Genomic DNA, 25,680 nt, shown 5'->3' with positions numbered 1-25,680 from the left:
GGTCAGGTCCGTCATGCGTATTTTGTTGCTGAACTTCGAGCGCGGCTGGCGCGGTGGCGAACGCCAAACGCTGTATTGTCTTCAGCAATTGCGGCTGCTGGGGCACGACGTGCAGTTATTGGCCCGCGAAGGTGAGCCCTTGGCCCAGGCCGCACGCCAGGGCGGCTTTGTGGTGCATGGGGCGGGCGCCGTGCCTGCATTGCTGGCATTTTTGCTGGTTCGTGGCCGGCATTTCGATGTCTTGCATGCCCAGACCGCCAATACGCTGACCTGGCTGGCCGTGTTAAAGCCGTTATTGCGCGGTCGTATTGTATTTACGCGACGCACAGCGTTTCCGGTGTCTTCGTCAAAGCTGCGCAAAACGCTCTGGAAGTGGCGCCGCGTTGACGGGTTTGCGGCGATTAGCGAAGCGGCCGCCGCCGAGCCCCGGCGTTTGGGGCTGGACGTGTCCATTATCCGTAGCGCCGCCGAACCCGCGGTTGCCAATGCCGAGCATATCGAAGCCTTGCGTGAACGGTATGGTTTACATGGTCGTCGCGTGGTGGGAACCACGGCCGCCTTAACGCGCGAGAAAGATCCGCTGACGCTGATTCGGGCGGCGCATCACTTGCGTAAAACGCACCCCGACGTCATGTTTGTTCATTTTGGGGCTGATGGTGACGTTTCGTTTGCGGCTCGTCAGTTGGTCACCGAGCTTAATCTGGGCTCTCATTATGTCTTTGCCGGTTTTGTGTCCGGCGTTGAATCGCTTTACGGTTTGTTCGACGTCTTTGCGTTGTCTTCCACGCACGAGGCCCTGGGTAGCAGTGTGCTTGACGCTTTTTACCAGCGCGTGCCTGTGGTGGCCACGCGGGCGGGCGGCCTAAAAGAAGTTTTGGCTGACGGCCGGGGCGTGCTGTGCGATGTCGCCGACTACCGCGCCATGGCGGCGGGTATTGCGCAGCTGCTTGACGATGCCGAGCTGTGCGCCTGTGTTACGCAGCGTGCTTATGACTATGTCTGGGCTGAGCACGACGTGGGCCAGATGGCGCAACGCTATGCAGACTTGTACTTGCGCGTGTGTGCGCCGGATGGCGTGCGCGATTCGTCTGGTACGGCGTAAGGCTTTCAGGGCCGCCTGGGGCCAGGCTGGGGCAGCAAGGCCCGGGTGTCGAATTTGGCCCGGTGCGTGGCAAAAAATGTACGCACGTTGCGCACATTGCGTTGCGAGGTAAACACCCGATGCGCCAGTGCGTGGTAGGCCGGCATGTCGGTGACCTGCGCCACCACGACAAAGTCTGGCCCGGGCGATACCCGGTAGCACTGCAGTATCGCGTCCTCTTGAATCACCAGCGCCTCAAACGCGGCGTAGTGGTCTGCCGTTTGTATGTCGAGCGTGATTTCGCAAATGGCGGTCAGGCCGGTGCCCAACGCCTCGGTGTTCAAAATCGCGACGTGCTTTTCAATAACGCCTGCCGCCGTCAGGCGCCTGACCCGGCGTAAACAGGTTGGGGGTGATGCGTGTACGCGTTCGGCCAGGGCCTGGTTGGTCAGGCTGGCGTCTGATTGCAGGACATTTAGTATGCGCAGATCCAGGTCATCGAGTTCGGTGCTTGTGCCAGACATATTTTGTACCGTATTTATGAAATAAAATTTCATGTAGATGTTATCTTGAAATTTTATTTCATATTAATGATTAATAAGAAATTTAATTTCTCGTTGTATTGCGCACAATACAGGATCTCATTAAGGAGTTCAGTTTATGTGCGGTATTGTCGGCGCCGTGGCGCAACGTGATGTCACCCCTGTTTTGGTCGAAGGTTTGAAGCGGCTTGAATACCGCGGGTACGATTCGTGCGGGGTTGCGGTGCATGCCGATGGCCAGTTGCGCCGCGCGCGCAGCACTTCGCGTGTGGCCGAACTCGAACGTGAAATTGCCGCCGACCAGTTACAAGGGTTTACGGGTATTGCCCATACCCGTTGGGCAACACATGGTGCGCCAGCCACCCATAATGCTCACCCGCACTTTTCCGGGCAAAGCCGCGGCAACGCCCGCATTGCGCTGGTGCATAACGGCATTATCGAAAATCACGACGAACTGCGCGCCGAGCTTGAGGCCGCCGGCTATGTGTTTGAAAGCCAGACCGATACCGAGGTTATTGCCCACTTGGTCGATCACCTCTATACCGACGATCTGTTCGACGCCGTCCAGCAAGCGACGCGGCGTCTTGAGGGTGCGTACGCCATTGCCGTATTTTGCCAAGACGAACCCCACCGTGTTGTGGGTGCCCGTCAGGGTTCGCCCCTGGTGGTTGGCGTAGGTCGAAACGAAAACTTTCTGGCTTCAGACGCGCTGGCGCTGGCCGGCACCACCGACCAGATCATTTACCTGGAGGACGGCGATGTGGTCGACCTGCAGTTGTCGCGCGTGTGGATTATTGACGCCCAGGGCCAGCCTGTTGACCGTGCCGTCCACACCGTGCACATTCACACCGGCGCGGCCGAACTTGGCCCATACCGCCACTACATGCAAAAAGAAATTTTCGAACAACCCCGCGCGGTTGGCGATACTTTGCAAGACATTCAGACCATCACGCCTGAACTGTTTGGCGACGGCGCGTATAAAGTTTTCAATGACATCGACAACGTACTGATTCTGGCCTGCGGCACCAGCTACTACGCCGGCCTGACCGCGCGCTACTGGATCGAGTCCATTGCAAAAATCCCCGTCAACGTCGAAATTGCCAGCGAATACCGCTACCGCGACAGCGTGCCGAACCCGCGCACATTGGTCGTTACTATTACCCAGTCGGGCGAAACCGCCGACACCCTGGCGGCCCTGAAGCATGCCCAGCGGCTGGGCATGACGCACACCCTGACCATTTGCAACGTGTCGACCAGTGCCATGGTGCGCGAGTGCAAGCTGGCTTATATTACCCGCGCGGGTGTCGAAATCGGCGTCGCATCGACCAAGGCGTTTACCACCCAGTTAGCCGGTTTGTTCTTGTTAACACTGGCGCTGGCCCAGGTAAAAGGCCGCCTGACCGACGCCCAGGAAGCCGACTACCTGAAAGCCCTGCGTCACCTGCCCGTGGCCATTTCGGCAGTATTGGCCCTCGAGCCCCAAATCATGGCCTGGGCCGATCGTTTCGCCAGCAAAGAAAACGCGCTGTTTTTAGGGCGCGGCATGCATTACCCCATTGCGCTTGAAGGCGCATTGAAGCTGAAGGAAATCAGCTACATCCACGCCGAAGCCTACCCCGCGGGCGAACTCAAGCACGGCCCGCTGGCGTTGGTAACCGATCAGATCCCGGTCGTTACCATCGCCCCGCGCGACGAGCTGCTTGAAAAGCTGAAGTCGAATATGCAAGAAGTACGCGCCCGAGGCGGCGAGTTGTATGTCTTTGCCGACGCTGACACCAAAATTGTCGGCAGCCCCGGCATGCATGTGATTCGTATGCCGGAAAACTACGGGAAGCTGTCACCGATTTTGCACACGATACCGCTGCAGTTGCTGGCGTATCACACCGCGTGTGCCCGGGGCACCGACGTAGACAAGCCCCGGAATTTGGCTAAGAGTGTGACGGTGGAGTAAGGATGCGAATTGGCCGGGCGCGTTGAAGATTGAAAATAAAGTCTGTCGGAAGGGAATAAAGTCTGTCGATCTTTTATTGATGCTAACGTCAGTCAAAACACATCAAATTTCAGCCATCTTCGCCCTTTTGTTGTTTTTTGGTGGTGCCGCCGTATTGACATCGCTCAGCTATTGTGTAAAAGGCTGAAAATCCGGGTGAGCCTGCCATTCTCGCCTCTTGTTAATGCGCTGCGCCAAACTCTCATGTTGCATATCGCTAGATCACGCATATCCTGACATTGGTTGATCCATGTAATGCTGAGACCCGTCGTTGTACTTAGCAGGTCTTGGAGGCGGTAGTAACGTAGCGGTTCCAGAGACTTCTCTGCGGATCCACTTTCTACCCTGTGCAGTTACATAATCCAGCTAAGTAAGGTCTGAATAAGCCAGTTCAGAACGCGGCAAAACCGACCTGACGGCAAAAATCCGAAAAATGGTTAAAAGCTACCCAAATAATCGCCACTTTCGGGGTGTTTCTACCCCGAACAGGCCCGTAACCGGGTCTGTTGGCGCTTTTTGGGCGCACCTATCCTGCCGCCGCCATCAAATGGCGGCGTGCCATCCAGATGTTGGACAGCGTAAACAACATCTTCACGTGGGTCGTGTTTTCCGCCAATCCGCGATAACGCACCTTGCGAAAGCCGAACTGACATTTGATGACGCGAAACGGATGCTCGACCCCGGCACGAAGGCTGGCCTTGAAACGCTCGTACGAGTCGGCCAATCGATCCAATGCGCTGGTACCCAACGCGCGTCGTTTGCCCGGGCGCATGGCAATGTGCCACTGAACACCGCGCCCCTGATGTTCGTACCGCTTTTCGACGCCTCGGTAACCGGCATCGCCCAGCACCAGCTGCTCTTGCCCATGCAGCAATGCAGCCGCTTGGGTGACATCGTGCTCGTTGGCCGCCGTCCCCACCACGGTGTGCACCAGCCCGCTGTGCAAGTCCACGCCAATGTGCGCCTTCATCCCAAAGTGCCATTGGTTGCCCTTTTGGTCTGATGCATCTCGGGGTCACGAGCGCCTGCGGCGTTCTTGGTCGAACTGGGCGCTTCAATAATCGTGGCGTCCACAATCGTGCCTTTGCGAACCTGAATGCCTTGGTCTTGCAACAACCCTGGCTAACACCGACCGCTGTGTCGTATTGGAAAAAGGCGTGGTTGTGGAAGAGAAAGACAGCGCTGCCTTGTCCAGCCAAAACGAGCTTCTTGCTCGGTACTTGGGTGTTTAGGCTGAATCGGCCAGCCTTTTATAGACTATTTTTTGCCTCAGAAAAATATTGCCGTTCGTAGTTTACCGGCGAAAGGTTGGCTGCATAACCATGCCGCCGAATCGGGTTGTAAAACATTTCTATATAGTCAAAGATATCCTGACGTGCCAATTCCCTGCTGCTATAAATTTTGCGTTTGATGCGTGGCGAAAAAGCGTAGTATCGTATGCTGAATTGTCTCGGCACACTCAAAGCCGGGGCGCTACTTGTAGCGGCAAACACCGCATCGCCATGCCAACCCGCATAACCAAGCCGGGCTTCCAGAGCGAGGAGATTCCTCATGGATACACATGTCCTTTACCGTTCCAAAGAATTGGCCCCTCGCGACCGTATCTCGATATGGAACGACGTGGTGTGGCGCAATTATGTGCCACTAAGCATACAGATTGCTCCGCACGATAACTTTGTCGGTAGGGTAGCGCTTAGCCAGCTTGGAAACGTACGGATCGTGACGTCGGGCTCTAGGCCCCAACGCATTTCTCGCACACCCAAGCTCATCGCTCAAGATGACGACGACTACCTGATGCTTGGCCTGCAACTACAAGGCTCATCAGTGATCGAGCAACATGATCGGCAGGCGCTATTGCGCCGTGGTGACTTTGTACTCTGGGACACCAGGCGGCCCTATGACATCGTCTTTCCCAATGATTGGGAAATGGCTGTCTTCCAGTTCCCGCGCGATATGTTTACGCTGACTAATCGAGCAATCGATTCCATAACGGCGACGACATTGATGGGACGAACCGGCGTCACGCACATCGCGGCGGCGCTGCTGATGAGTATCGCCAACGAGGCGCGTCACCATTCTTTTGAGCATAGAGCCTCGCTGCTTGACCATACCTTGGGCTTGTTGAACTTGTGCATCGACGATCAGTTAATCAGTTGCAACGTACCGCCTGCTTATGACGAAGTATTGTTTCGGCGAATCAATAACTATATTTCGTCCAACTTGGCGGACCCTGAGCTTTGTGTAGCAAACATAGCGGGTGAGCATGGGCTGTCAGTGCGCCAACTTTATAGAATTTTTAAGGAGTACCACTGCACAGTTGTCGATGTGATTCGACGCCAACGCCTTGAGCGTATTAAAGAAGACATTATTAGCCCAAGGTCGCGTCATATAACAATTGCTGCGATCGCCCGTAAATGGGGTTTTCTTGATATCCCCTACTTTAATCGGGTGTTCAAAAGTCACTATAAAACCACGCCGCGGGAATTACGGCGGCAGGTCACGCCGAATTTGTGACCTCTATCAACGGAAAGCTGATACATGTTCGGGTGAATCGATGATTTTTTGAGCCGGGCAGAGTCTGCTGCCCGGTCTTCTGTGCGTGCTACTGCGTTGCAGGCATTTATTTAGTTGGAGTTGAATAACTCAGCTTTTTCCTCAACCGAAGGCAGTAATCACGCCGCCATCCCGTTTTTTTCATTCAATCCACTCGCCAACCACACCAGCATCAAGGCGTAAAAAAGCCGCAGCCGGCGCAGCAGCAGGCGAATGTTGTGGCCGGCACCACACAGAATGGCATGGATGGCGTCACCAAGCCGACCCTTGAGCCAGTTTCTGTCCAGTTTTCCGTCCGATTTCATGTGGCCGATCGTCGGTTCAATCGCACTTCGGCGTTTTATCATCGCTTTCAAGCCTTTGGTGATGCCTCGGCGCTGGCCTGATCGTAATATCCGGGTGCCCGATACCCCTCCACTCCTCGATAGCCTCGGTCAACAACGGCCGTATGAATGGGCGTGTCGCCCAGAATGCTGGCCTGCTCCAACGCCTCGGGCAATGTGTGACCATCGTAAGGGTTGCCAGGCATGGAACGTGCCCCCACGACAAAGCCTTCTGGGTCAATCGGCGGCTCAATTTGCAAGTACGTTTCACCGGTGAAAACTTGCCAATACGGGTTCTCGACCCAGCCCCACACGACATCGTCATCCGAGAGGTCAAACGCGTGTTGCAGATACAGCAGACCGGCGATCAATCGCGGCGAGGTGGCCGGGCGGCCACGTCCGGACGTGAAACGACTGGCACACACCGCATCGATGCGTTCCCATTCGATCAAATCGGCCAGCTTGACCAAGGGATGCTTCAGGTTGATCTGCTCGCGCAGCGTCTGGCGGAACAACTCGCCTGATCCTGGAGTAATCGGCTTAGGACCCATAAAAACACCGGAAAAATTTGTAGGAAAACGTGCCCACATTATCTCAAATCCTGCAAACCCAAACCACAAGAATTACCTTGAAACCCGCGCTGCCATTGGCTTTACGGATTATTCAGGGCTGACTATTTAGCTGGCGCGTGTGTCCGCCAAAGCCGTTGGCGAGGCGTTAGCCAGTACATCGTTTTTGCTTGTCATGATCCGACAATGTTACCTGTAAAAAACGACAACTGATCTTCGGCAGTTCCGTCTAAATTGAAGCGGCAGTTTTGTTAAATCAGCTTTCTGTATATACAAGGGAGACAATCATTATGGTGACTTATACCAATAAGTTCAAAGCGGCTACGGTTCAAGCTGAGCCCGTCTGGTTTGATGCCGCGGCTACCGTCGAGAAGGCTATCGGTCTGATAAAAGAAGCAGCCGACAATAACGCTCAGATCATCGCATTTCCTGAAGTTTTTATTCCCGGATATCCATATCACATCTGGTTGGACAGCCCCTTCGCGGGGATGGGCAAATTCGCCACTCGCTATCATGAACAATCCCTGCCAATTGACAGCCCGTTGATCACCCGGATTCAGGAAGCTGCCGAGAACAATAATATATGTGTGGTGATCGGATTCAGTGAGCGCGATGGTGGCAGTCTCTACATGAGCCAACTGATTATTGATGAAAAAGGGGAGATCGTTTCTCACAGACGAAAACTGAAACCCACTCATGTAGAGCGTACTGTCTATGGCGAAGGTGACGGATCGGACATCGCAGTTCACGATATGCCTCTCGGTAGGGTCGGCGCTCTGAATTGTTGGGAACATTTCCAGACCCCAACCAAATACGCAATGTACGCGATGCATGAACAGATCCATATCGCGGCATGGCCTGGGATGTCCTTATATCAGCCTGAAGTGTTCGCCTTCAGTTCCGAAGCACAGCTTGTCGCCACTCAAATGTACGCAATGGAAGGACAAACGTTCGTATTGTGCTCGACTCAGGTTGTGGGAAAAGCCGCACTTGAGTTTTTCTGCGAAAACGAAATGCACGAAAAGCTTATCGGCTATGGCGGAGGGTTCGCTCAAATATTCGGACCGGACGGTCGACCATTAGCCGAGCGACTGCCTGCGGATGGGGAGGGGATCCTCTACGCCGAGATCGATCTGGCACAAATCACGATGGCTAAACAGGCCGCAGACCCTGTGGGCCATTATTCCCGGCCCGATGTTTTTTCATTGCAGTTCAACAACCAGGCGCAGTCCCCCGTCAAACGCTTGAAGGATATAGGAAAACATATTGAGTCGGAGGAAGTCTTCTCCTCAGTATCGCAGGTTACCGGACCTGGCTTAACGTATAGCCTGGAAGCCCCCAGTCTGTCTTTACAAAAGCCGCTGGTTCAACATGAGCGGGTCAACGGCCACAAAGAGAGCTGATAACCGTTCGCTTTGAGCCGACTGCTCGTTCAGTTCGGCCACATGAAAGCAAGAGGAGGCGGGCGCCAATGCGCGTTCGCCTCCTTTTTCTATACAAATCACAAAGGACCAGCATGAGCAGACTTTACAACGAGAGCCATCGCGCATTGAAGGAGCAGTTCGGCAGGATCAAGGTAAGCTCATCTATCGACCGAAGTCGAGCTGATGTGTGATCTACTGGTGGGTTCGTGTCATTGCCTTATGTCATCACGCTGGGGGAAGGAGCTTCGCAGTTTCATGTGACCACGCAGATGGTGTCGCGCGCAAAGTAATAATGAGCCAGTGGCTCAAATTTCAAATGCGTTTGCCAATGGGATGGCAGAAAGCCGGTAACGGCGTCGAACTGGAAGCTGCTCAATGTTTTGCCTGGCGGTAGGTCAGATTCTTTGAGATGACGCTGGAGTCTTTTATCGTCCCGTGTCGAGAGTTCCATGGCGCACAATTCGGCCAGATTTTATTTTCAATCTTCAGCGTTAAATAACCGCGTCCAGGCCTTTTTCCGGTTACTGACAAACGACGCTTGCCGGCGGGCAACGCGCTAAAATAGGCGCCCTTCATTTCCCTTTTCCCATCATGAAACGCCTGGAAAAATCCTTCGAACACCTTCTGTTTACCAGCCGCTGGGTTATGGGGCCGGTTTACCTTGGCTTGGCGTTGGCGCTGGTCATCCTGCTGTTCAAGTTCGCCAAAGAAATCTGGGTGCTGTTCGCCGACATCATGACGGCGACGGGTGGCGAGTTGATTATTGGCGTGCTGTCACTGGTAGACATTGCGCTCATCATGAATTTGCTGATCATCATTATGTTCAGCGGGTATGAAAACTTCGTCTCGAAAATGGATGACCTGCACAGCCACCAGGATCGCCCGGAGTGGATGGGCCATATCGGGTTCTCCGACCTGAAGTTGAAGCTCATCGGCTCAATCGTCGCGATTTCGGGTATTGAGCTGCTGAAGGCATTCATGAATGTCGACAACCTGTCTGACCGGCACTTGGCCTGGATGGTCGGTATCCACGTCACATTCTTGTTTTCGGGGTTGTTTTACGCCGGCATGGATCGTCTGGCTGGCAAAGGCCATTAGTCTGCTCAGTACCGGGCCGGCATGTGGGCAGTTGGGGCGACAGTCAGTATCATTGCATGACTTGCTGGCGGCCGGCGGCGCCAGCGCATTGCCCTGTTTTAAAACCGCCTCCGTCTTGACAGAACCTGCTTCCAAGGCAATAGTGGCCTGGCGCGCCCGATTCACGGGCGCCATGTCATATTCAGGAGGCAAGTGTGTCACGCAAACTTATTAACCCCCCCGAACTTCATCCTGCGCCAGGGTTCAGCCACATCACGGTTGCAGAGCCGGGTCGTGTTGCCTACATTGCCGGGCAGGTGGCTTTGGCCCCCGATTTTTCAATCGTCGGGGGCGATGACCTGGGTGCGCAAACCCAGGCGGCCATGCGCAATATCGAAGTCGCCTTAAAAGCCGTTAATGCCGGCTGGAACGATGTGGTTCGGCGCACCATTTATACGCTGCACCCCACCCAGTACGAGGTGATTACCGCTGCGATTGAAGCCGTGCAGGGCAGCACCGAGCACCCGGCGCAGACCATTATCGGCGTCACGGGCCTGGCCGTACCGGGGCTGTTAATTGAAATTGAAGTGACTGTTCGTTTACCTGGTTAAGGTCAAAGCGATGTGTGTGAGGCTGGCCCTATCTAAAGTCGCTTAAGCCTCGGCACTTTCATGTACGTAGGGCAAAATCAGGGCTTTGAAATCTTCCGGGATTTCTACCGAGCTGATCTTGCCCAGGCTGGCAAAGACAACCGTCAAGCGGCCTTCGACACGCACGTCGTTGTCGGGGCTGCAAATGCGCACCAGCATCTGCATCGACGTGCGACCCAGTTTCTTTACGACCAACTGGCTGTCGAGGACGTCGCCAAGCCGGCTGGGGATACGAAAATCAACCTGCAAATTGACCATGGGGATACCCATGTTGCGCGTGGTGTGCAGGTAGTTAAAACCTATTTTCAGCCCATGATTAAACCAATGCTCAACGGTGTCGTGCAGCATTTCGGCGTAGCGCGGGTAAAACACAATACCGGCGGGGTCGCAGTGCTTGAAGCCGATTTCGATGGGCATGTGGTGAATATTGGGCATTACCGGGTCCTGTAGGGTTAAGCAGTGCCCGCCATTCTAACGCTGGTTTAGTGCCGATGATTCTGGTTGGCGTCGGGCCCGTCGTTGCGCTCAAACGGCTGCATGCCGCGCCGTTTCTTTTGAAGGGTGTCGTGTGGCGCTTCGCCAAAACGTTGACGGTAGGCGGCTGCGAAACGGCCCAGGTGGGTGTAGCCCCAGCGCAGGGCAATTTCCGAGACGGAGTTGTCGGCCGTAGCATTGATGAGCGCTTGCCGGATTTGGTCGAGGCGCAGGTCGCGCACCAGCTGCATGGGGCTGACACCATACTGCAGGCGGCACATGCGTGTCAGTGTGCGTGGGCTGGTGTTGCTGTGCCGGGCAATGTCGTCTAGCGTGATGTCGTCGCTCAGGTGAGCTTCGATGTAGGCGCGGGCGCGCTGCAGGCGCTGGGGCACCTGAATACTGTCTTCCCCCAGAAAGTGTTCGCGCAGTGTGGCCGATTGCGCACATAACAAATGGCGGATCAGGGCCTCTTCAGCGGTTTTGACTTTTAGCCAACCCATGGCATGGGGTTGTGCGACTTGTTCACAAAAATAACGCAACAAGGCGCTCCATTGCTCGCCGTCGGTCGCCTTCAGCGCTATTTTGCGGTCGAAGCGCAAGGGGCTATGTGCAGTGGTACCCGTCAGACCACGGTATTGTTCGTGCAGGCGTTGCAGCGGCACTTTAAGAATGATCTGTGCGGCACCGGCCTCCCAGGATAGCTGGTGCGGGACGCTGGAAGGCATGATCAGCCCGGTGCCTGGGCTGACCGACCATTGGCCTTCGTCGCACTGGACGGTGACAGTACCGGTAAGCGGTAACTGCACGATCAGGAACTCGCCGCCCGGCCGGGTTTCTTTGACGGATACGGCCTCGCCGTATTCCAGACGCCAAAGGCTCAGGGCATCGGCCTGCACGCCATGCAGCTTGGCGGCCAGGGTGGCGCCGCCGGGTTCCAGAACATGGTCATTGAGCAGGGCGGCCACCCGCGTGCGTACCTCTTCGGCGTCGTGCGACGCCAGTAGCATGTGATTGCCCAGTAACGCCTGGGTCCAACTTGTCATGTTCGTGGGCATGTCCGCCTCCGACGCCGTCTGGTGACCTTGTCTCAGTATAGCGCCGGGCGGGGCGGTCTGCCCGCAGCGCGATCACGGCTGCGGGCGCTGCGTGAGCGGCACGAAAACCTCAGGTGATGACAGGTTGGTGGCCGCTGTTGTCGGCCAGTGCTTCCTCACGGTAAAAGCCCATGCTCTGGATCGCTGGCAAGTCGTTGAAACAGAACAGGCAGGCATCGTCGGTTTGCGATGCATTGACATGTTCGTGCCACGCCCACGCAGGTACGCAGAAGACATCGTGCTCTTGCCAGTCGAAGCGTTGGCCGTTGATGATGGAGTAGCCACTGCCTTTGGCGACCTGGTACAAGAAGCTGCCGGTATGTCGGTGAGCTTTGCCCACGAAGCCGGGTTGCAGCAACTGCATGCTGGCCCCCATGGTGGCCATGACCGGCCCGCCGGTTGACGGGTTGGTGTAGTTCATCAGGTGGCCGTCAAAAGGGCTGCCGTCGGCGGCCTTGCTGTAACGCGCCAACGCTTCGTACGTCGGTTCCCACTGGTACTTGAACAGCGGCGAATAATTTTGATTCCATTTCACACCATTGGGCGTAAGCCCGGGTGCGCCCCAGATGCTGACTGCATCGTCGACGGGGTAACCAATGGCCTGGTGCAGGTCCGGGTGCACGCCATAAAACCCGGCTTCCATGGCATTGGCTAACGGGATATCCAGCCCGTCTTGCCAAATGCAAGGCAGGCCGCCTTCTTCTACACCGTGTTCGTGCCAGCACCCGTTGGGGGTAATGACGAAGTCGTTGGCGCCGAGTGTCATTTTGTGACCGTTTACAATGGTGTAGGCGCCACGACCTTCCATAATGAAGCGTAGTGCCGACGACGAGTGCCAGTGGGCCGATGCGTTTTCGCCGGGATGCATGACTTGCAGGCCTGAATACAGCCAGCCCACGGCGGCCGCTTCTTCTTTACGGCCGGGGTTTTCGAAGTAGATGACGCGCCGGCCAGCCTGCTCCGGCGTTACCAGGTCTACCGACTTGAGAACATGTTCGCGTAAGTCGCGGTAGCGCCAAAGCATCGGGACTGACGCCGATTTTGGTTCCCAGGGCTCGATTTTGTTGGCTACTGTCCAAAGTGCTGCGGTGCCCAGTCGTTCAAGGTCTTTGTAGTACGACACCAGCTCGGGGGTATCCCGAACATTGGCGCGGCCTATAACGTCTTCGCAATATGTGTCGTAAACAACGGTGTTCATTGTGGTCTCCCTGGGTGGTGCGGTAAGGGGTTGGGGCAATTAAAGTGATGCTTGCCGCCTTGTCGATACAGTAGCGGGGGCATATGGGCCGAGGCTATCCGGTTTCAGACAACCCTTGTCCAATGCGGGCCAGGTTGGGCAAAGTACGGCGGCGGTGGTCATGCCGGCAATGCGGCATTTGTCGCAAGACATGTCCCTTAACAAGAGTGGAAGAATGCGAAGTTTTTTATTGACAGCGATGTGCTTGGCCCAGCTTGGATGGGGGGCGGCTGCCGCTCAGGCAACCGATACCCGACCGTCCGGGCCGGCCTCGGGGCAGCGGCAAACGTTGCAGGTCGCCGGGGGTAAGCCTGCGTCGGCGCCGCGTAACCTCGTGTTGCCCGAACCGGCGCTGGGTGACTGGTCGGCGTTAAGTAAAACGGCTGTGGCCATTACCGGCGACGTGTCTTTGCAAGGTAATGTGTTGGTGTTTGACGGTACGACACGTTACCGGATAGAACCCACAAAAGACATTGGCCGCCCAGGCGGCAGCCTTGAAATTACCGGCTTGCCGTTTTACCGCCTGCGCTTAATCGATCACAAGCGCGTGCCGGTGTCGCGGTTGAAGCGGCCGGTATATTTGCGTAACGGCAACCCCTTGTGCGGCGACGACAACACCTATTTGTATGCACAGTTTCAAACCCACGATGTGCGCGATGTAAACAACGCAGTGTTGTCCATCCATATTTTCGAGCCGCCAAAGTCAGCCGCAAGACAAAGGCCGCACTATTGCGCGGCCTATAACTATCTTAGAGTGGTCCCCGAAGAGAGCGGCCCGGCAACCTGAGGGCGGCAGGCTTAATTGGGTTCGGCCAGGGCCCTGCTTGGGCGCGTCAGGACCTTGGGTCGCAGCGGATACTCAGTAAATGGGGTCTTTGGCGCGCAGAGGCATAGCTCATAGCGGTCGCGTGGTGGCGCGTATCGCCCCGCCGGCGGTGCGCAGGGTCAGTACATCAGGCTCGTCGAGGGTGAAGCCTTCTAGTTGGCTTAAGTTCTGCAACAAGCGGTCCTCTAGCGCCATATCGTTCGGGGCGCAGGCCATGCGCGTGCTGCCCAGGCCTTTGACCGTTAACGACTCGCCGGTAAGCGTGTAGCTGCCAAAGAACCGGTTGCAGCCGCTGTTGCCGGCAAGTTGGTTGTTTGGCAAAAACGTAATTTCGGCCGATGACGTGGCACTGACGGGCGCGTCGTTGATGTGGGTGACGCGCCAGGTGGCGCCCTGCAACAGGCGTTCAGGGGCGCCGCCACAGCCCGTGTAGGTTTGATCGCCCTGGTTTAAGGTGACCGTTTGCGGGTGAGGCATACCTGTCATGGTGTCGGTACACACGCTGTCCGAGGCGGTGATTTTCCAGGCGTGCGGCCCTTGGCCCGCCTGAAGTGTTTGCCCTCGGCTTGTGGTTTCCGAGATTTGCGCATCACGGGTTTGGTCGGGGTGACCGGGGCGTGTCAGCGTAACCTGCCAGCCGTTATAGGTGATGGCCCAAAATGGTTCGTTGCCCGATGCCCGGAACGGCGGAATAATGGCGCCGGCCGGGGCGCACAGTGGCAGGGTCTGCCCCGACCACGTGACGGTAGCAAAGGGCCCCTTCCCCCAGAGCTCGGTGGTGTCGTCGTTGGGGGCGACATAGCGTGCCCCCGACGCCGATATGGCCTGAACCAGGATGCGGCTTTGGTTATTGATGACCACTTCGGCCAGGTTGCCAAAGAAGCGCACCTGAAGCGGCTGGCGTGCGCAGTGCAGGGTGGTGAATGGGTGAGTGGTGGTGTTAATGTCGGTGACTTTGATGCGACCTGTTTCGGTTGCGCCTGCAACCCCGCTGGTCGCAAGTACGCCAATCAGCGCAAGGGTTGAGAATTTGGTCGTCAAGGCCTGTGTGAGTGGGGTACGTGTTTTGACGTTATCCGCGCGGGGGTCGAGCATTCAGATGTTTCCGTTAAGGTAAGCAGAGCGCCGGACAGGCGCCTGGCAGGCGCTTCTGGATAGTCTTAAGGCTTTAACTGCCCGTCTTTGTCGTAGTCGTAACGATCAAAGTCGCGCATCACGTGTTCAATGAATTCGTCCAGTGTAATGGTGCCGTCCTTGTTGGCATCGACCACGGCAAATTGTTCGGCGGTCAGTACGTCGCTGGTTTCGGCCGGTGTCAGGCGGTTGTCACCGTTTTTGTCCATTTTCTGAAACGATTCACGCATGAAGGTTTCGTATTCTTCTTTGCTGACGCCGCCGCTGTTGTTGCGGTCAAGTGCGGCAAAGTGTTCTGGTGTCAGGGGCGATTGCCGGGCGGCGTTTTGCGCCTGGGCGGTGCCCAGCGCCAGCAGGCTGGCCACCAGCAAAGCTGCCGGCTTAAGTGGTGTTAACGCTTTCATTATTTGCACCCCATTTGGTTGCCAATGTAGCCCCCGGCGCCAATGCCAACGGCAGTTGCTGCGGTACGGCCGCGGCCCCCGCCAATGGTGCTGCCCAACAGGCCGCCGATGACGGCGCCGCCTACGGTACCGGCAATGCAGTTAAATTCGGAATTACCGCCACGGCTGTGCGAGCCCGACGGGCTTTGGCATGCCGCCAGTGCGCCCAGGCTGACCAGGGCAATGAGCAAGGTAGTTTTGCGCATCATGGTTGTCTCGATGGAGTTGACCTACCCGACACCGTACGGTGTGCGGGACCGTTCGTGCGCAGGCAAAAGCAATAGGGCACGAACGGTTTGATTATGTCACGACAGCTTGCTTTTGCCCATGCTGTTGGCCGGACGTTGCTACTCATCTGCCCCGTCGTTAGCCTGAGTTTCGCAGCCCGGCGGCGATGCCGTTGATCGTCATGTGGATGGCACGCTGGCTGCTGTCTTCTTTGCCGTCTTTGGCGGGTCGACGACGGCGTTGCCGGTCGCGGCGCAGTAGTTCGACCTGCAGGTGGTTGAGCGGGTCGATGTAGGCAAACCGTTCGCTTAAGGCATCGCGCAGTATTTCATCGTTGGCCAGCAGTGTGTGGCCGCAAACCTGCGTAAAGCGGTCGCAGGTCAGCTTGAACTCGGCAGCGATGCGCGCGAAGACGGTGTCGCGAAGCTGGGTGTCGGGAACCAGCGTTGCGTAATGCCGGGCGATGTCCAGATCGGTCTTGGCCAGGACTTGTTCCATGTTGGACAGCAGGGTCTTGAAGAAGGGCCAGTCACGGGCCATGTCTTGCAGTACCGCCAAACGCGCCGACGCGCTTTTGGGGCTGCCCTCGCAGCCTTGGTCTATGTAGGCCGACAGTGCCGACCCAAACCCGAACCAGCCGGTGATCATCAGCCGGCATTGCGCCCACGAGAACCCCCACGGAATGGCGCGCAGGTCCTGGATGGTTTGCGTTGTTTTGCGTGAGGCCGGGCGTGAGCCGATATTGAGGCCGGCGATTTCCAGTATGGGGGTTGAGGCAAAAAAGTAGGTGTCGAAGCCGGGCGTTTGGTAGACCAGGCTGCGATAAGTGCGCTCGGCCACATCGGACATAAACTGCAGGACATGACCGAAACGAGCCATGTTCTGGTCTTCGACCTGGGCTGCCGAGGTGGTAGGCGTTAAGCTGGACTCGAGTGTCGCCGCGACGAAGTTTTCCAGGTGCCAGCGGCCGACCTTGGCGTCTTTGTACTTGACCTGGATGACTTCGCCTTGTTCTGTCAGACGGATCTGGCCGTTGACGGTACCGGGCGGTTGGGCCAGGATCGCTTCGTAACTTGAGCCGCCGCCACGGCCCACCGAGCCGCCCCGGCCATGGAACAGGCGCAGCCTGACTTTGCGTTTTTTGAATACCTGTACCAGTTGGCGTTCGGCGCAATACAGCGACCAGTTAGAGGTCAGGTAGCCGCCGTCTTTGTTGCTGTCTGAGTAGCCCAGCATGACCTCTTGAATGCCTTCGTGTGCGCCGTTGATGCGGGTGCGTACTTCAGGCAAGTCGAGCCATTGCGCCATGATCTCGGGCGCCATGTGCAGGTCGGGGATGGTTTCAAACAGCGGTGTGACCATCAGGCCGTCGGGGATGGGGGCCGGCTGGTTTGGCGCAGGCGGCGTAATCAGTCCGGTTTCTTGCTGCAGTACCAGCACCTCCAGCAAGTCGCTTAACGATTCGGTGTGCGAAATGATGGCTTGCTGGATGGCGCCGGCCCCGTACTTTTTGCGGCACACGGCGGCCATGCGCAAGATGGCCAGTTCTTTTTCGGTTTCGTCAGAATAGGTGACCCAGGGCGAGACCAGCGGGCGGGTTTGGGCCAGTTCGGCCCGCAGCAAAGCGCGTTTGTCAGTTTCGTCGAGCTGGGCGTAATTAACGGGCCGCCCGTTCCAGTGAACGCCAGCGGCCGTAAACAGCTCGGTTAACACGCGCTCATGCACATCAGAGCTTTGACGAAGGTCCAGCGTGGCCAGATGAAAGCCAAACACGCTGATGGCTTGAATAAGCCCGGAAAGCCGCAAGGTTGCAATAACGTGACCATGGTGCTTATCGAGGGAGTCGGCGATAAGGGTCAGGTCGGCCTGCAAGGCCTGCGGGCTGTCGTAGGCCTGGGCGGGGTAGGTTGGCCGCTGGGCTTGCTGGCGCCCGGTAAGGGCGACCGAGGTGGCCGCCAGGCGCGCATAAATATGAATCAGGGCCCGGCGGTAGGGCTCGTCCAGGCGGTGTTCCGAGGTGTCCTGGCTGGCATTGGCCAGCGCCATCAGAGCCGGGTCGGCGCTGCCTAAAGATGTCGAAATCGAAAGCTCTTTTCCCAGGCTGTGCACTTCTTGCAGGTAGTGGCGCAAAATAATGGCCGATTGGCGCAGCAATGCTTGCTCCAGCGTGTCGGCATTTACGTTGGGGTTGCCATCGCGGTCGCCGCCGATCCAGCTACCCATTTTCAGGAACGGGGGCAGCGTTGGGAACCGGGCATTGAAAGCTGACTTTCCGGGTGGGTTCAGGCGCAGGTTCAGCTCGTGATAAAGCTCGGGAATCGCGGTTAAGAAGCTGCTGTTGTAATAGCTGAGTGCGTTGTCTATTTCGTCAATTACCGTCAGTTTTTGCCAGCGCAGCATACGGGTTTGCCACAGCGTGGCGACCAGCCCCAGCAACTGTTGTTCGGTAACCTGACGTTCAATGGTCGACAGATTGCCGTCATCTGCGGCCAGCAGGCGGGCAATTTCGCGGTGCAGGTCCAGTGTGCTTTTTCGTTGTACCTCGGTGGGGTGGGCGGTAAGCACAGGCACAATGCAAGTTTGGCGCAAGAACTTTTCAAGTCGCTGTCGTCCAACCCCGCGCGCCTGCAGGGTTTGCAGTGCATGCTGCAGGCTGCCGCGAACGGCCGTTTCGGGGGCAAGAACCGCCTGACGGTGGCGTCGGTTCTGGTCGCGGTCTTCGGCAATATTCGATAACTGCAAGAAATAGCTGAAGGCGCGGGCGACGGACGACGCTTCTTTGGGGCTGAGTTTGCCAATGGCCTGGGTCAGTGCGCGGCTGTCGGCCGCGTTGCCTTCCCGTCTGAAGGTGACGGCAGATCGGCGCAGCTTTTCGACGACGTTGTAGATGGCGACGCCGTCCGATTCGCGAATCACGTCGCCCAAGGTTTTACCCAGCTTGCGAATGTCTTGTCGAAGGGCGCTGCCTTTGGGCTTGGTGTCGTCGTGTTTTGCGTCGGGCATATTTATCGGGCTCCCAGGTTTTGTGTGTTTTTCGTTAGTGTAGCGATGCTTTCGTGCTTTATTTTTTGTTATTTTCGGGAAGGCTCGCCAGGTGCGTTACAGTTGGCGAAAGTTTATAGGTTGTCATTATGTTGTTGGATATTTTTCGGCGCGAGTGGGCGCTTTTTAATGAGTTTGCCGGGCCAGGCGTTCCTGAACGCGTCGAGCACATCGTTCTGCAGCAGGCCGACAGCCTCGCCAGTCAGTTCTATGACACCATGCTGAAGGATCCGCAGGCGCAGCAGTTCCTTGATCACGAGCAAGTCAGAACGCGATTGCGCGCATCACTGATACTGTGGTTGACGCGTCTTTTCGGGCCTGTTAGCGCTGAAGCCGCCGACGATTTATATGCCGATCAGCACAAAATCGGCGAGGTGCATGCGCGGGTCGATATTCCTGTTGCGCTTGTTTTAAGGGGCGCGCGCTCTCTGAAGCGGGCATTCAATGCCTATCTTGATCGTGTTGCGCCTGACGACGATGCATTCAAGTTATCGGCGTGTCGCTTTTTTGGGGCAAAGATCGATTTGGCGATGGAGGTCATGAGTCAGGCCTACGCCAGCTCGAGCGCGCGAAAGGCGCGGTCAAGCGAGGCATATCGGTTGTTTTCCATTACCGAAAACTTGGCGACAGAGAAAGAGCGCCAAAAGGCTGCGCTTCTCGATTGGGAAAGCCAGGTCATGTATGAAACTGTACTGGGTAATGCCTCAACCCGCTTGGTGCGCGTTCGAGAGTCCGAGTTTGGCTTGTGGTTCAGGCATAAAGGCATACATGCATTTCAGGGCGTTCCCGAGGCCGATGTCATCGCTCAGAGCATTGATGCGATTGATAATGTTTGTTTGGTGGCGCTCGAAACTGAAGGTGCGGTCGATGCACAGGGGCGCAGTGATGTCGTCCGTGAAATCCGCAATCATGCGCGAAATATTCAACTGCACCTTGGCAGCTTGTTTGCCCGTAGCCTTGAACTGGAATCGGGCAAAGATGTCTTGACGCGTTTGCTTAACCGCAAATTTTTGCCGACGGTGCTGGCCCGCGAAATCGAGCATAGCCGTAAGTCTGGGAGTGGCTTTGCGGTGGCGGTCATCGACATTGATCATTTCAAACGGATTAACGATAACTATGGTCACGAAGCGGGTGACCAGGTTATTCAGCAGGTTGCTGCTGTGCTAAGTGAGCATTGTCGCGGTGGCGACTTTCTATTCCGGATGGGCGGCGAAGAGTTTTTACTGGTACTGGTCGACCTGGATATCCAGCAGGCCGGCTTATTGTGCGACCGTGTCCGTCAAGCTGTACAAAAGCATCCGTTTCTTATTCCCGACGGCACGGTGCTTGCCGTTACGGTAAGCATTGGGTTGGCTTCGCACACCGGGCACCCCGACTACCATTACCTGTTGCGACAAGCCGATGACGCGGTCTACGAGGCGAAAGCCAACGGGCGTAACCGTGTGGCTACGCATGCGAGTGGTGCTAGTGCGGCCTGATGTGACATTGGTGTTATTTGGAGCGATTGAACCGCGCCATACAGGGTGACCATGTTGAGATTTTTGTGTTCGATAAAGGTACGCTTTGCATTGATGCTGGGTATGTTGTCTGCGGGTTTGGTCCACGCGGCTCTGCCTGCAGGTTTTGTCTATCTCGAGGACACTATCCCCGAAATACGTATTGATTTGCGCTATACCGGGGGTAATAATTTTCTTGGGCGTCCCGCCGCTGGCTATGACAACGCGCGGGCGGTACTTTCGACGTCGGCTGCGCAAGCGTTGGCGCGCGTTCAGGCCGACCTTAAACCCTTTGGTTTATGCTTGTTGGTGTTCGATGCGTATCGTCCCCAACGGGCGGTAGATGACTTTGTGCGATGGGCCGAAGATTTGTCAGACGTTAGAACCAAACCAGCTTTTTATCCAAAAGTCGACAAACAGAACTTGTTCAAAGAGGATTACATTGCCCTGCGTTCGGGGCACAGCCGTGGAAGTACGGTCGACCTGACGCTGGTTGCGCGCGATAGCGGCCAGGTGTTGGATATGGGATCGGCATTCGATTTTTTTGGTGTTGAGTCCTGGCCCGAGCACCCCGGGCTTACGCCTCAGCAACGGGCCAACCGCCTGTTGTTGCAGGCGTTAATGGTAAAGCATGGCTTCAAGCCCTACCCCAAAGAGTGGTGGCACTTCACGCTTGAAAACGAGCCTTTCCCTGAGGTGTATTTTGACTTTTTGCCGCATTGAGGCACCTGTAGTTCGCTGCGGCAAGCTGATTTCTGGTAATGTTTTTGAACGTGGTTTTACGCTCGGCATTTAACAGTTGTGAGCCAAGCGTAGCCGCGTCGGCCAACATTCTGTATTTCGGAGATCATCATGAAAATCCTGCAAGTCGACTTCCCTACCACGGGCCCGTTTGGTGCTCAGATGAGCGAGATGCTGAAAGGGCTGGCCGAGAGTATTGCCAACGAACCGGGTCTGGTCTGGAAGCTCTGGACCGAAAACGCCGAAACCGGCGAAGCCGGCGGTATTTACTGCTTTGAAAATCTGGAAACCCTGAACGCCTACAAAGATATGCATGCGGCGCGTTTGGCCGCTATGGGCGTAACCGGCCTGCGTTTCAAGATCTTTGACCCGAATATTCCGTTGTCGAGAATTGACCGCTTTCCGGGTTTGTGACGGTTGGTTTTGGTTTGACGACAATTGGTTTACCCACCGCCGTGGCGTAATGGCGGCTGGCAAGGCTTTACATACAGGGCAAAAACTGCCGCATGGTGGTGTCGCGGGGGAGTTCGCCGAAGCGTTCGCGGTAGTAGGCCGAGAACCGGCCCAGGTGACCGAAGCCGTGGTCAAGGGCGATATTGGTGACGTTGGCGCCGGGGCTGGTTTGCAGTTTGTGTCGCACGGCATCAAGGCGCATATTGCGCAGCAACACCATGGGCGAGACGCCATGATACCGGTGGCACAGTGCGTTTAACGACCTTGGGCTTAGGCCGGCGGCGCTGGCCAGGTCGACCAACGATATAGGAGCGCACAGCCGCTGGCGGATATAGGCCTCCATGCGTTCGAGCGGGGCCAGGCTGTTTTTACAGGCGCTACCCGACGCCGGCGCATATTGACTGACCTCGGGTTTGCCCGCTTCGGCCGTTTGGTGCGTAAGCAAAAACAAGGCAATGGTTTGCTCGAAGTGTTCGAGCCACATATTGCTGAGCCCCATATTACTGTTGGGGAGGTCTATGGCCTGTTGAACCAGCGAATGCCAGATCAGGTTAAGGCTGTCGTCGAGTTTGAATGCCGGTGACGCAAACGCTGTACCCATACTGTTGGCCGAGGTTTGGGACGCGGAGTTAAAGCGACGGCTAATAAGGTGGTGCGGCACTTTAAGAATGAGCTGTTCGCTGCCTTCTTGCCAATGGATGCCCAGATCGTGCTGGGGTGACAGGACCGCAACGTCGCCCTGACCAAACGTTTTGCGTCGCCCGGCAATTTCGACCTCGAAGGAGCCGCGCAGGGGCGTTTGCACCAGCGAAAACCCTTTGAAGGGGCTGGCCTTGACATTGACTTCGGCACCGTAGGTAAGTTTCATGACGCTGATGTCATTAAGACGGCGCTGAAACAGCGTGGTGTCGACTTTGCCTTCGCCCAGGGTAAGATCGTGCTCGCTAAGAATGCTGCCCAGCGTGCTTCGCACTTCGGACGGGCAGTCGGAGTGGAAGACGAGATGATCGTGTAGCCTGGAAAGGTTGAGGTTTGCCAAGTGTTGCACGGTTTTGCCCGGTGGTTTGAGACGGCTGAAGAAAGGTGGCGCCACTCTGCCACACTAGACACTTTAAACATAAAGTATCTGTACGGCTATCAGGGACTTCCCGCGGTTTTGATCCGCTATATCCATGATATTAAAAGGGTTATTCGCCTTTCTTGGTCAGGCAACCTGACAAACGTGCGGGCGGCCAAGTGCTGCCCCCTTGGTCGCCTTGGGGTTACATATCCAGTACCAGCTTGCTGCCTTTGCATCGTGACACGCAGGTGTGCATGATGTTGCCGGCCTCTTTCTCGCGGGCGGTAAGGATGTAGTCGCGATGGTCGATGTCGCCCGACAGGACGTCGGTGGCGCACACGCCGCATTCGCCGCGTTTGCAGTCGTAAAGCGGGTCGAAGCCTTCATCGATAAGAACGTCAAGAATGCTCTTGTCGGTGGGGATGGTCAGCGTTTTGCCGCTTTGGGCAAGTTCAACCTCAAACGGGTGGTCGCCGTCTTCGGCCGGTGGTGCGCTGAACAGTTCGAAGTGAATCTGGTTGCGTGGCCAGCCTTGTTTTTCGGCCATCGCAAGAATGGCGTCGATCATGGGCGTGGGGCCACAGAAATAAACGTGATCCTCGGCTTGCAGCCGCGCAAAAATACCGGCGACATCCAGTGGCTTGCCTTGCTCGTCGTCGGCGTGAACGTGCAAATCGGGGCCGGCCAGCTCGGTCAGCTCGGGCAGATAGGCCATCAGGCTGCGACTGCGGCCCGCGTAATAAACACTAATGGGGCGGCCAACCTGGCGGCAGTGTGCGGCCATGCTGGCAATAGGGGTGACGCCAATGCCGCCGGCGATCAATACCGCGCGGGACGTGTTGGCGTTTTCCATCGGGAACTGATTGCGGGGCGCGCGTACGTCAAGCACGTCGCCCACATTGATGCTTTCGTGTACAAATTGCGAGCCGCCGCGTCCGCTGGTTTCGCGGCGAACGGCTATTTGGTAGCCAACGGGGGCCTGTGCGGCCGTGTCGTTCAGGGCGACCAGAGAGTACTCGCGCCAGTCGGTCTTGCCGTCTGGTAATGATACTTGCAGTGCGATGTGTGCCCCCGCGGTAAAGGCAGGCAGGGCCTGCCCGTTGACCGCGGGTTCAAGGTACAACTGGCGAATATCGGCAGTGAGCATGTCCGCAGAGGACACGCGTAACTTCAGTACTTCGGTGGTTGTGGACATGCTCATTGCAGAAAATTCCTTCGTGTTACTTCATGGGGCACTGATTGGCGAACGGGTCGCGGTGGTTGTCCAGGACCTTGCTGACCAGTTTGTTCTGGATATTGCCCTGGGCGTCTTCTACGACCTGACGCATGTAGATGTCGTGAATGGGGTACTGGTTGTTGTTGAAGCGGAACTTGCCGCGCACCGACTCGAACTTCGCGTCTTTAAGTGCTTTCAGGAAAGCATCATGGTCTTCGATTTTGCCGTTGATCTGGCGAACAGCGCCGTCGATCAGCATGGCAGCGTCGTAACCTTGTGACGAGTACATACTGGGCAGACGACCATACTCTTTCTGGTAGGCTTCAACGAACTTTTTGTTGGCTTCGTTGGGCAGGTCGTGGGCCCACTGCGACGAGTTGTATGTACCTACCAGGTCTTTGCCCAGTGCGGCAATGTTCTCGGTGTCGGCCGTAAAGCCAGGGGTCAACAATGGGGCATCTTTTTGCAAGCCCGACGCGTTGTATTGCTTGACGAAGTTAATGCCCATGCCGCCCGGCAGGAAGTAGAACACGGCGTCAGGTTTCGCGTTCTTCAGGTTGGCGATTTCGGCCGAATAGTCGAGCTGGCCCATTTTGGTGTAGACCTCGTCGACGATTTCGCCGGTGTACTTGCGCTTGAAGCCTTGCAGCGATTCGCGGCCGCCGGGATAGTTGGGGGCGATCATGGCGACGCGCTTGTAGCCTTTAGACGAAGCGAATGCGCCCATTGCCTGGGGCACGTCTTCGTTTTGCCACGATACGGCAAAGAAGTTGGGGTCACACTTTTCGCCGGCATAGTCTGCGGGGCCGGTGTTGGTGCTCAGGAAAACCGTATCGTTCTGCAAAATGGTGGGCAGAATCGGCAGCACAACGCTGGAGAATACGGGGCCGGTGATCACGTCGACTTTGTCGCGCTTGATGTAGCGCTCGACGGTTTGACGTGCGGCGACCGGGTTGTTCTGGTCGTCGGTGACGCTGATGTTGACAGGCAGACCGCCTAATTTGCCGCCGTTCATTTTAATGGCCAGCAAGAAGGCGTCGCGGATATCCTGGCCTGTGCCGGCGCCGGGGCCGGACAATGTGGTCAAGAAGCCGATTTTGATTTCGTCGGCAGCCTGGGCGCCGGCAGCGGCCAGCAAGGCTGCGGAAAACACCATTGCACGAGCTATAGCTGATTTTTTCATGATTTTCCTTGCGCGTTGAGTGGTTGAAGCGCTTCAAGTCTAGGCAAAGCGCGCACGGCGCAATATCCACAATCGGCAGACGCCCTTGTTGCGCTATCCGTTTTTAGCAGTGCCATTTTTGGCTGTTTCAGGCTCTTTTTCCGGATAGTGCCGCATGATTCAAGGCGCTAGACTCGGTTTCATCACAATTGAGCTCTCGACCTATTGGGGAAAACCATGAATGAACGAACCGCTGTGTTGGCCTTGCATTACCAGAACGAAGTGCTGCATCCGGATGGCAAAATCCGGGTGGGCGTGAACGACGAAAATGTGCGCGAGCGCGTGATTGACGGCGCCACACGTTTGCTGGCGTTTGCGCGCGCGCAGCAACTGCCGGTGGTGCACGTGCGCATTGCCTTTCGTCCCGACTATGCCGATTGCCCCCGTAATACGCCTATTTTTCAGAAAACCATCGAGCTTGGCGCGGTCAAGGACGGTGAGTGGGGGGCTGAATTCCTGGCGCCCCTGCAGCCGTTGAACAACGCGCGCGAGTTTGTGGTCACCCATCAGCGCATCAGCTCGTTTGCCGGAACGTGCCTGGACAATATTTTGCGCATGCTTGATGTGCAGCATTTGATTGTGGGGGGCGTCGCAACGCATTCAGTCGTTGAGCACACCGTACGCGACGCCACTGATCGGGGCTACGAAGTCACCATTGCAGCCGATGCCTGCGCCGCCGGGTCACCCGAGTTTCATGAGGCGGCGTTGCGCAGCCTGGCGTTTGTCGCCAGGGTAGCCAATGTAAGCGAACTGAACCAGGGCCAGGTTTAGGCGCCTGTTCAAGCCATCGCGCCCTCCGGCA

Annotated in this window: 23 protein-coding genes and 3 pseudogenes; 11 read left to right on the top strand and 15 right to left on the bottom strand. The window is 56.7% G+C overall.

Annotation, left to right across the window (positions count from 1 at the left end):
• Positions 1-13: 13 nt before the first annotated feature.
• Positions 14-1,102, top strand: coding sequence for a glycosyltransferase family 4 protein (locus GTU67_RS08680; protein ID WP_185779687.1), 1,089 nt, complete (start codon positions 14-16; stop codon positions 1,100-1,102).
• A 5-nt stretch (positions 1,103-1,107) separates the two neighbouring features.
• Here the strand turns inward: GTU67_RS08680 and GTU67_RS08675 are convergent, their stop codons facing one another.
• On the bottom strand, positions 1,108-1,605 hold the full coding sequence (locus tag GTU67_RS08675) for an Lrp/AsnC family transcriptional regulator (protein WP_185779686.1): 498 nt from the start codon (positions 1,603-1,605) through the stop codon (positions 1,108-1,110).
• Between the two features lie 136 nt (positions 1,606-1,741).
• Between GTU67_RS08675 and glmS the strand changes: the two genes are divergently transcribed.
• Positions 1,742-3,574 carry a glutamine--fructose-6-phosphate transaminase (isomerizing) gene (glmS, locus tag GTU67_RS08670; protein WP_185779685.1) on the top strand — a complete coding sequence of 611 codons (1,833 nt, stop codon included), beginning with the start codon at positions 1,742-1,744 and terminating at the stop codon, positions 3,572-3,574.
• A 565-nt stretch (positions 3,575-4,139) separates the two neighbouring features.
• Here the strand turns inward: glmS and GTU67_RS08665 are convergent.
• Together GTU67_RS08665 and GTU67_RS08660 are read right to left on the bottom strand one after the other, a co-directional pair.
• A pseudogene (locus tag GTU67_RS08665) lies at positions 4,140-4,732 on the bottom strand (IS5 family transposase); the annotation flags it as partial.
• A 131-nt stretch (positions 4,733-4,863) separates the two neighbouring features.
• Positions 4,864-5,028, bottom strand: a pseudogene (locus tag GTU67_RS08660) (IS3 family transposase); the annotation flags it as partial.
• 136 nt (positions 5,029-5,164) lie between these two features.
• Between GTU67_RS08660 and GTU67_RS08655 the strand changes: the two are divergent.
• Positions 5,165-6,127 (top strand): AraC-like ligand-binding domain-containing protein, encoded by a 963-nt coding sequence (locus tag GTU67_RS08655; protein WP_185779684.1) that lies wholly within the window; start codon positions 5,165-5,167, stop codon positions 6,125-6,127.
• Positions 6,128-6,285: 158 nt separating this feature from the next.
• Here GTU67_RS08655 and GTU67_RS08650 read toward each other — a convergent pair.
• Positions 6,286-7,040 (bottom strand): annotated as a pseudogene (locus tag GTU67_RS08650) (transposase).
• A 308-nt stretch (positions 7,041-7,348) separates the two neighbouring features.
• Between GTU67_RS08650 and GTU67_RS08645 the strand changes: the two are divergent.
• Positions 7,349-8,461 (top strand): carbon-nitrogen hydrolase family protein, encoded by a 1,113-nt coding sequence (locus GTU67_RS08645; RefSeq protein WP_185779683.1) that lies wholly within the window; start codon positions 7,349-7,351, stop codon positions 8,459-8,461.
• 393 nt (positions 8,462-8,854) lie between these two features.
• On the opposite strand, the gene GTU67_RS08640 is transcribed toward GTU67_RS08645, so the two are convergent.
• The gene (locus tag GTU67_RS08640) at positions 8,855-9,058 is read right to left on the bottom strand and encodes a hypothetical protein (RefSeq protein WP_185779682.1); all 204 of its coding nucleotides are present in this window, start codon (positions 9,056-9,058) and stop codon (positions 8,855-8,857) included.
• 15 nt (positions 9,059-9,073) lie between these two features.
• Here GTU67_RS08640 and GTU67_RS08635 point away from each other — a divergent pair, with 15 nt between their 5' ends.
• The gene (locus GTU67_RS08635) at positions 9,074-9,580 is read left to right on the top strand and encodes a TIGR00645 family protein (RefSeq protein ID WP_093969930.1); all 507 of its coding nucleotides are present in this window, start codon (positions 9,074-9,076) and stop codon (positions 9,578-9,580) included.
• 194 nt (positions 9,581-9,774) lie between these two features.
• Entirely contained in the window at positions 9,775-10,170 is a 396-nt protein-coding gene (locus GTU67_RS08630) for a RidA family protein (RefSeq protein WP_123659672.1), read from the top strand.
• 42 nt (positions 10,171-10,212) lie between these two features.
• On the opposite strand, the gene GTU67_RS08625 is transcribed toward GTU67_RS08630, so the two are convergent.
• The 3 genes from GTU67_RS08625 to GTU67_RS08615 all read right to left on the bottom strand — a co-directional run bounded on the left by GTU67_RS08625 (position 10,213) and on the right by GTU67_RS08615 (position 12,978).
• Complete coding sequence (locus tag GTU67_RS08625; protein ID WP_185779681.1) at positions 10,213-10,644, bottom strand: acyl-CoA thioesterase; 432 nt, start codon at positions 10,642-10,644, stop codon at positions 10,213-10,215.
• A gap of 47 nt (positions 10,645-10,691) precedes the next feature.
• The gene (locus tag GTU67_RS08620) at positions 10,692-11,729 is read right to left on the bottom strand and encodes an AraC family transcriptional regulator (RefSeq protein ID WP_185779680.1); all 1,038 of its coding nucleotides are present in this window, start codon (positions 11,727-11,729) and stop codon (positions 10,692-10,694) included.
• A 121-nt stretch (positions 11,730-11,850) separates the two neighbouring features.
• Positions 11,851-12,978, bottom strand: coding sequence for a cupin domain-containing protein (locus GTU67_RS08615; protein ID WP_185779679.1), 1,128 nt, complete (start codon positions 12,976-12,978; stop codon positions 11,851-11,853).
• A 214-nt stretch (positions 12,979-13,192) separates the two neighbouring features.
• Between GTU67_RS08615 and GTU67_RS08610 the strand changes: the two genes are divergently transcribed.
• Positions 13,193-13,804 (top strand): hypothetical protein, encoded by a 612-nt coding sequence (locus GTU67_RS08610; RefSeq protein WP_185779678.1) that lies wholly within the window; start codon positions 13,193-13,195, stop codon positions 13,802-13,804.
• A 108-nt stretch (positions 13,805-13,912) separates the two neighbouring features.
• Here GTU67_RS08610 and GTU67_RS08605 read toward each other — a convergent pair whose 3' ends face one another.
• From GTU67_RS08605 to ppc, 4 genes are all read right to left on the bottom strand, one after another.
• The gene (locus tag GTU67_RS08605) at positions 13,913-14,938 is read right to left on the bottom strand and encodes an META domain-containing protein (protein ID WP_185779677.1); all 1,026 of its coding nucleotides are present in this window, start codon (positions 14,936-14,938) and stop codon (positions 13,913-13,915) included.
• Positions 14,939-15,003: 65 nt separating this feature from the next.
• On the bottom strand, positions 15,004-15,381 hold the full coding sequence (locus GTU67_RS08600; RefSeq protein WP_185779676.1) for an EF-hand domain-containing protein: 378 nt from the start codon (positions 15,379-15,381) through the stop codon (positions 15,004-15,006).
• Positions 15,381-15,629, bottom strand: coding sequence for a glycine zipper 2TM domain-containing protein (locus tag GTU67_RS08595; protein WP_249417645.1), 249 nt, complete (start codon positions 15,627-15,629; stop codon positions 15,381-15,383). Before GTU67_RS08595 ends, GTU67_RS08600 begins: the two co-directional genes overlap by 1 nt.
• Positions 15,630-15,786: 157 nt before the next feature.
• Positions 15,787-18,651 carry a phosphoenolpyruvate carboxylase gene (gene ppc, locus GTU67_RS08590; protein ID WP_185779675.1) on the bottom strand — a complete coding sequence of 955 codons (2,865 nt, stop codon included), beginning with the start codon at positions 18,649-18,651 and terminating at the stop codon, positions 15,787-15,789.
• A gap of 128 nt (positions 18,652-18,779) precedes the next feature.
• Between ppc and GTU67_RS08585 the strand changes: the two genes are divergently transcribed.
• The 3 genes from GTU67_RS08585 to GTU67_RS08575 all read left to right on the top strand — a co-directional run bounded on the left by GTU67_RS08585 (position 18,780) and on the right by GTU67_RS08575 (position 21,341).
• On the top strand, positions 18,780-20,168 hold the full coding sequence (locus GTU67_RS08585) for a diguanylate cyclase (protein ID WP_185779674.1): 1,389 nt from the start codon (positions 18,780-18,782) through the stop codon (positions 20,166-20,168).
• 51 nt (positions 20,169-20,219) lie between these two features.
• Complete coding sequence (locus GTU67_RS08580) at positions 20,220-20,909, top strand: M15 family metallopeptidase (protein WP_185779673.1); 690 nt, start codon at positions 20,220-20,222, stop codon at positions 20,907-20,909.
• Positions 20,910-21,038: 129 nt separating this feature from the next.
• Positions 21,039-21,341 (top strand): monooxygenase, encoded by a 303-nt coding sequence (locus GTU67_RS08575; RefSeq protein ID WP_221893324.1) that lies wholly within the window; start codon positions 21,039-21,041, stop codon positions 21,339-21,341.
• Positions 21,342-21,408: 67 nt separating this feature from the next.
• Here the strand turns inward: GTU67_RS08575 and GTU67_RS08570 are convergent, their stop codons facing one another.
• The 3 genes from GTU67_RS08570 to GTU67_RS08560 form a co-directional block, all read right to left on the bottom strand.
• Positions 21,409-22,428, bottom strand: coding sequence for an AraC family transcriptional regulator (locus GTU67_RS08570; RefSeq protein WP_185779672.1), 1,020 nt, complete (start codon positions 22,426-22,428; stop codon positions 21,409-21,411).
• Between the two features lie 214 nt (positions 22,429-22,642).
• Complete coding sequence (locus GTU67_RS08565) at positions 22,643-23,641, bottom strand: PDR/VanB family oxidoreductase (RefSeq protein ID WP_249417644.1); 999 nt, start codon at positions 23,639-23,641, stop codon at positions 22,643-22,645.
• 19 nt (positions 23,642-23,660) lie between these two features.
• Positions 23,661-24,839 carry an ABC transporter substrate-binding protein gene (locus tag GTU67_RS08560; RefSeq protein ID WP_185779671.1) on the bottom strand — a complete coding sequence of 393 codons (1,179 nt, stop codon included), beginning with the start codon at positions 24,837-24,839 and terminating at the stop codon, positions 23,661-23,663.
• Positions 24,840-25,055: 216 nt separating this feature from the next.
• On the opposite strand from GTU67_RS08560, the gene GTU67_RS08555 reads away from it, so the two are divergent.
• On the top strand, positions 25,056-25,649 hold the full coding sequence (locus GTU67_RS08555) for a cysteine hydrolase family protein (protein ID WP_185779670.1): 594 nt from the start codon (positions 25,056-25,058) through the stop codon (positions 25,647-25,649).
• The last annotated feature ends 31 nt before the right edge of the window (positions 25,650-25,680 follow it).

This window comes from Pusillimonas minor, from assembly GCF_014237865.1.
Taxonomy (GTDB): Bacteria; Pseudomonadota; Gammaproteobacteria; order Burkholderiales; family Burkholderiaceae_B; genus Neopusillimonas; species Neopusillimonas minor.
This window is presented reverse-complemented; position numbering and strand designations above follow the sequence as displayed.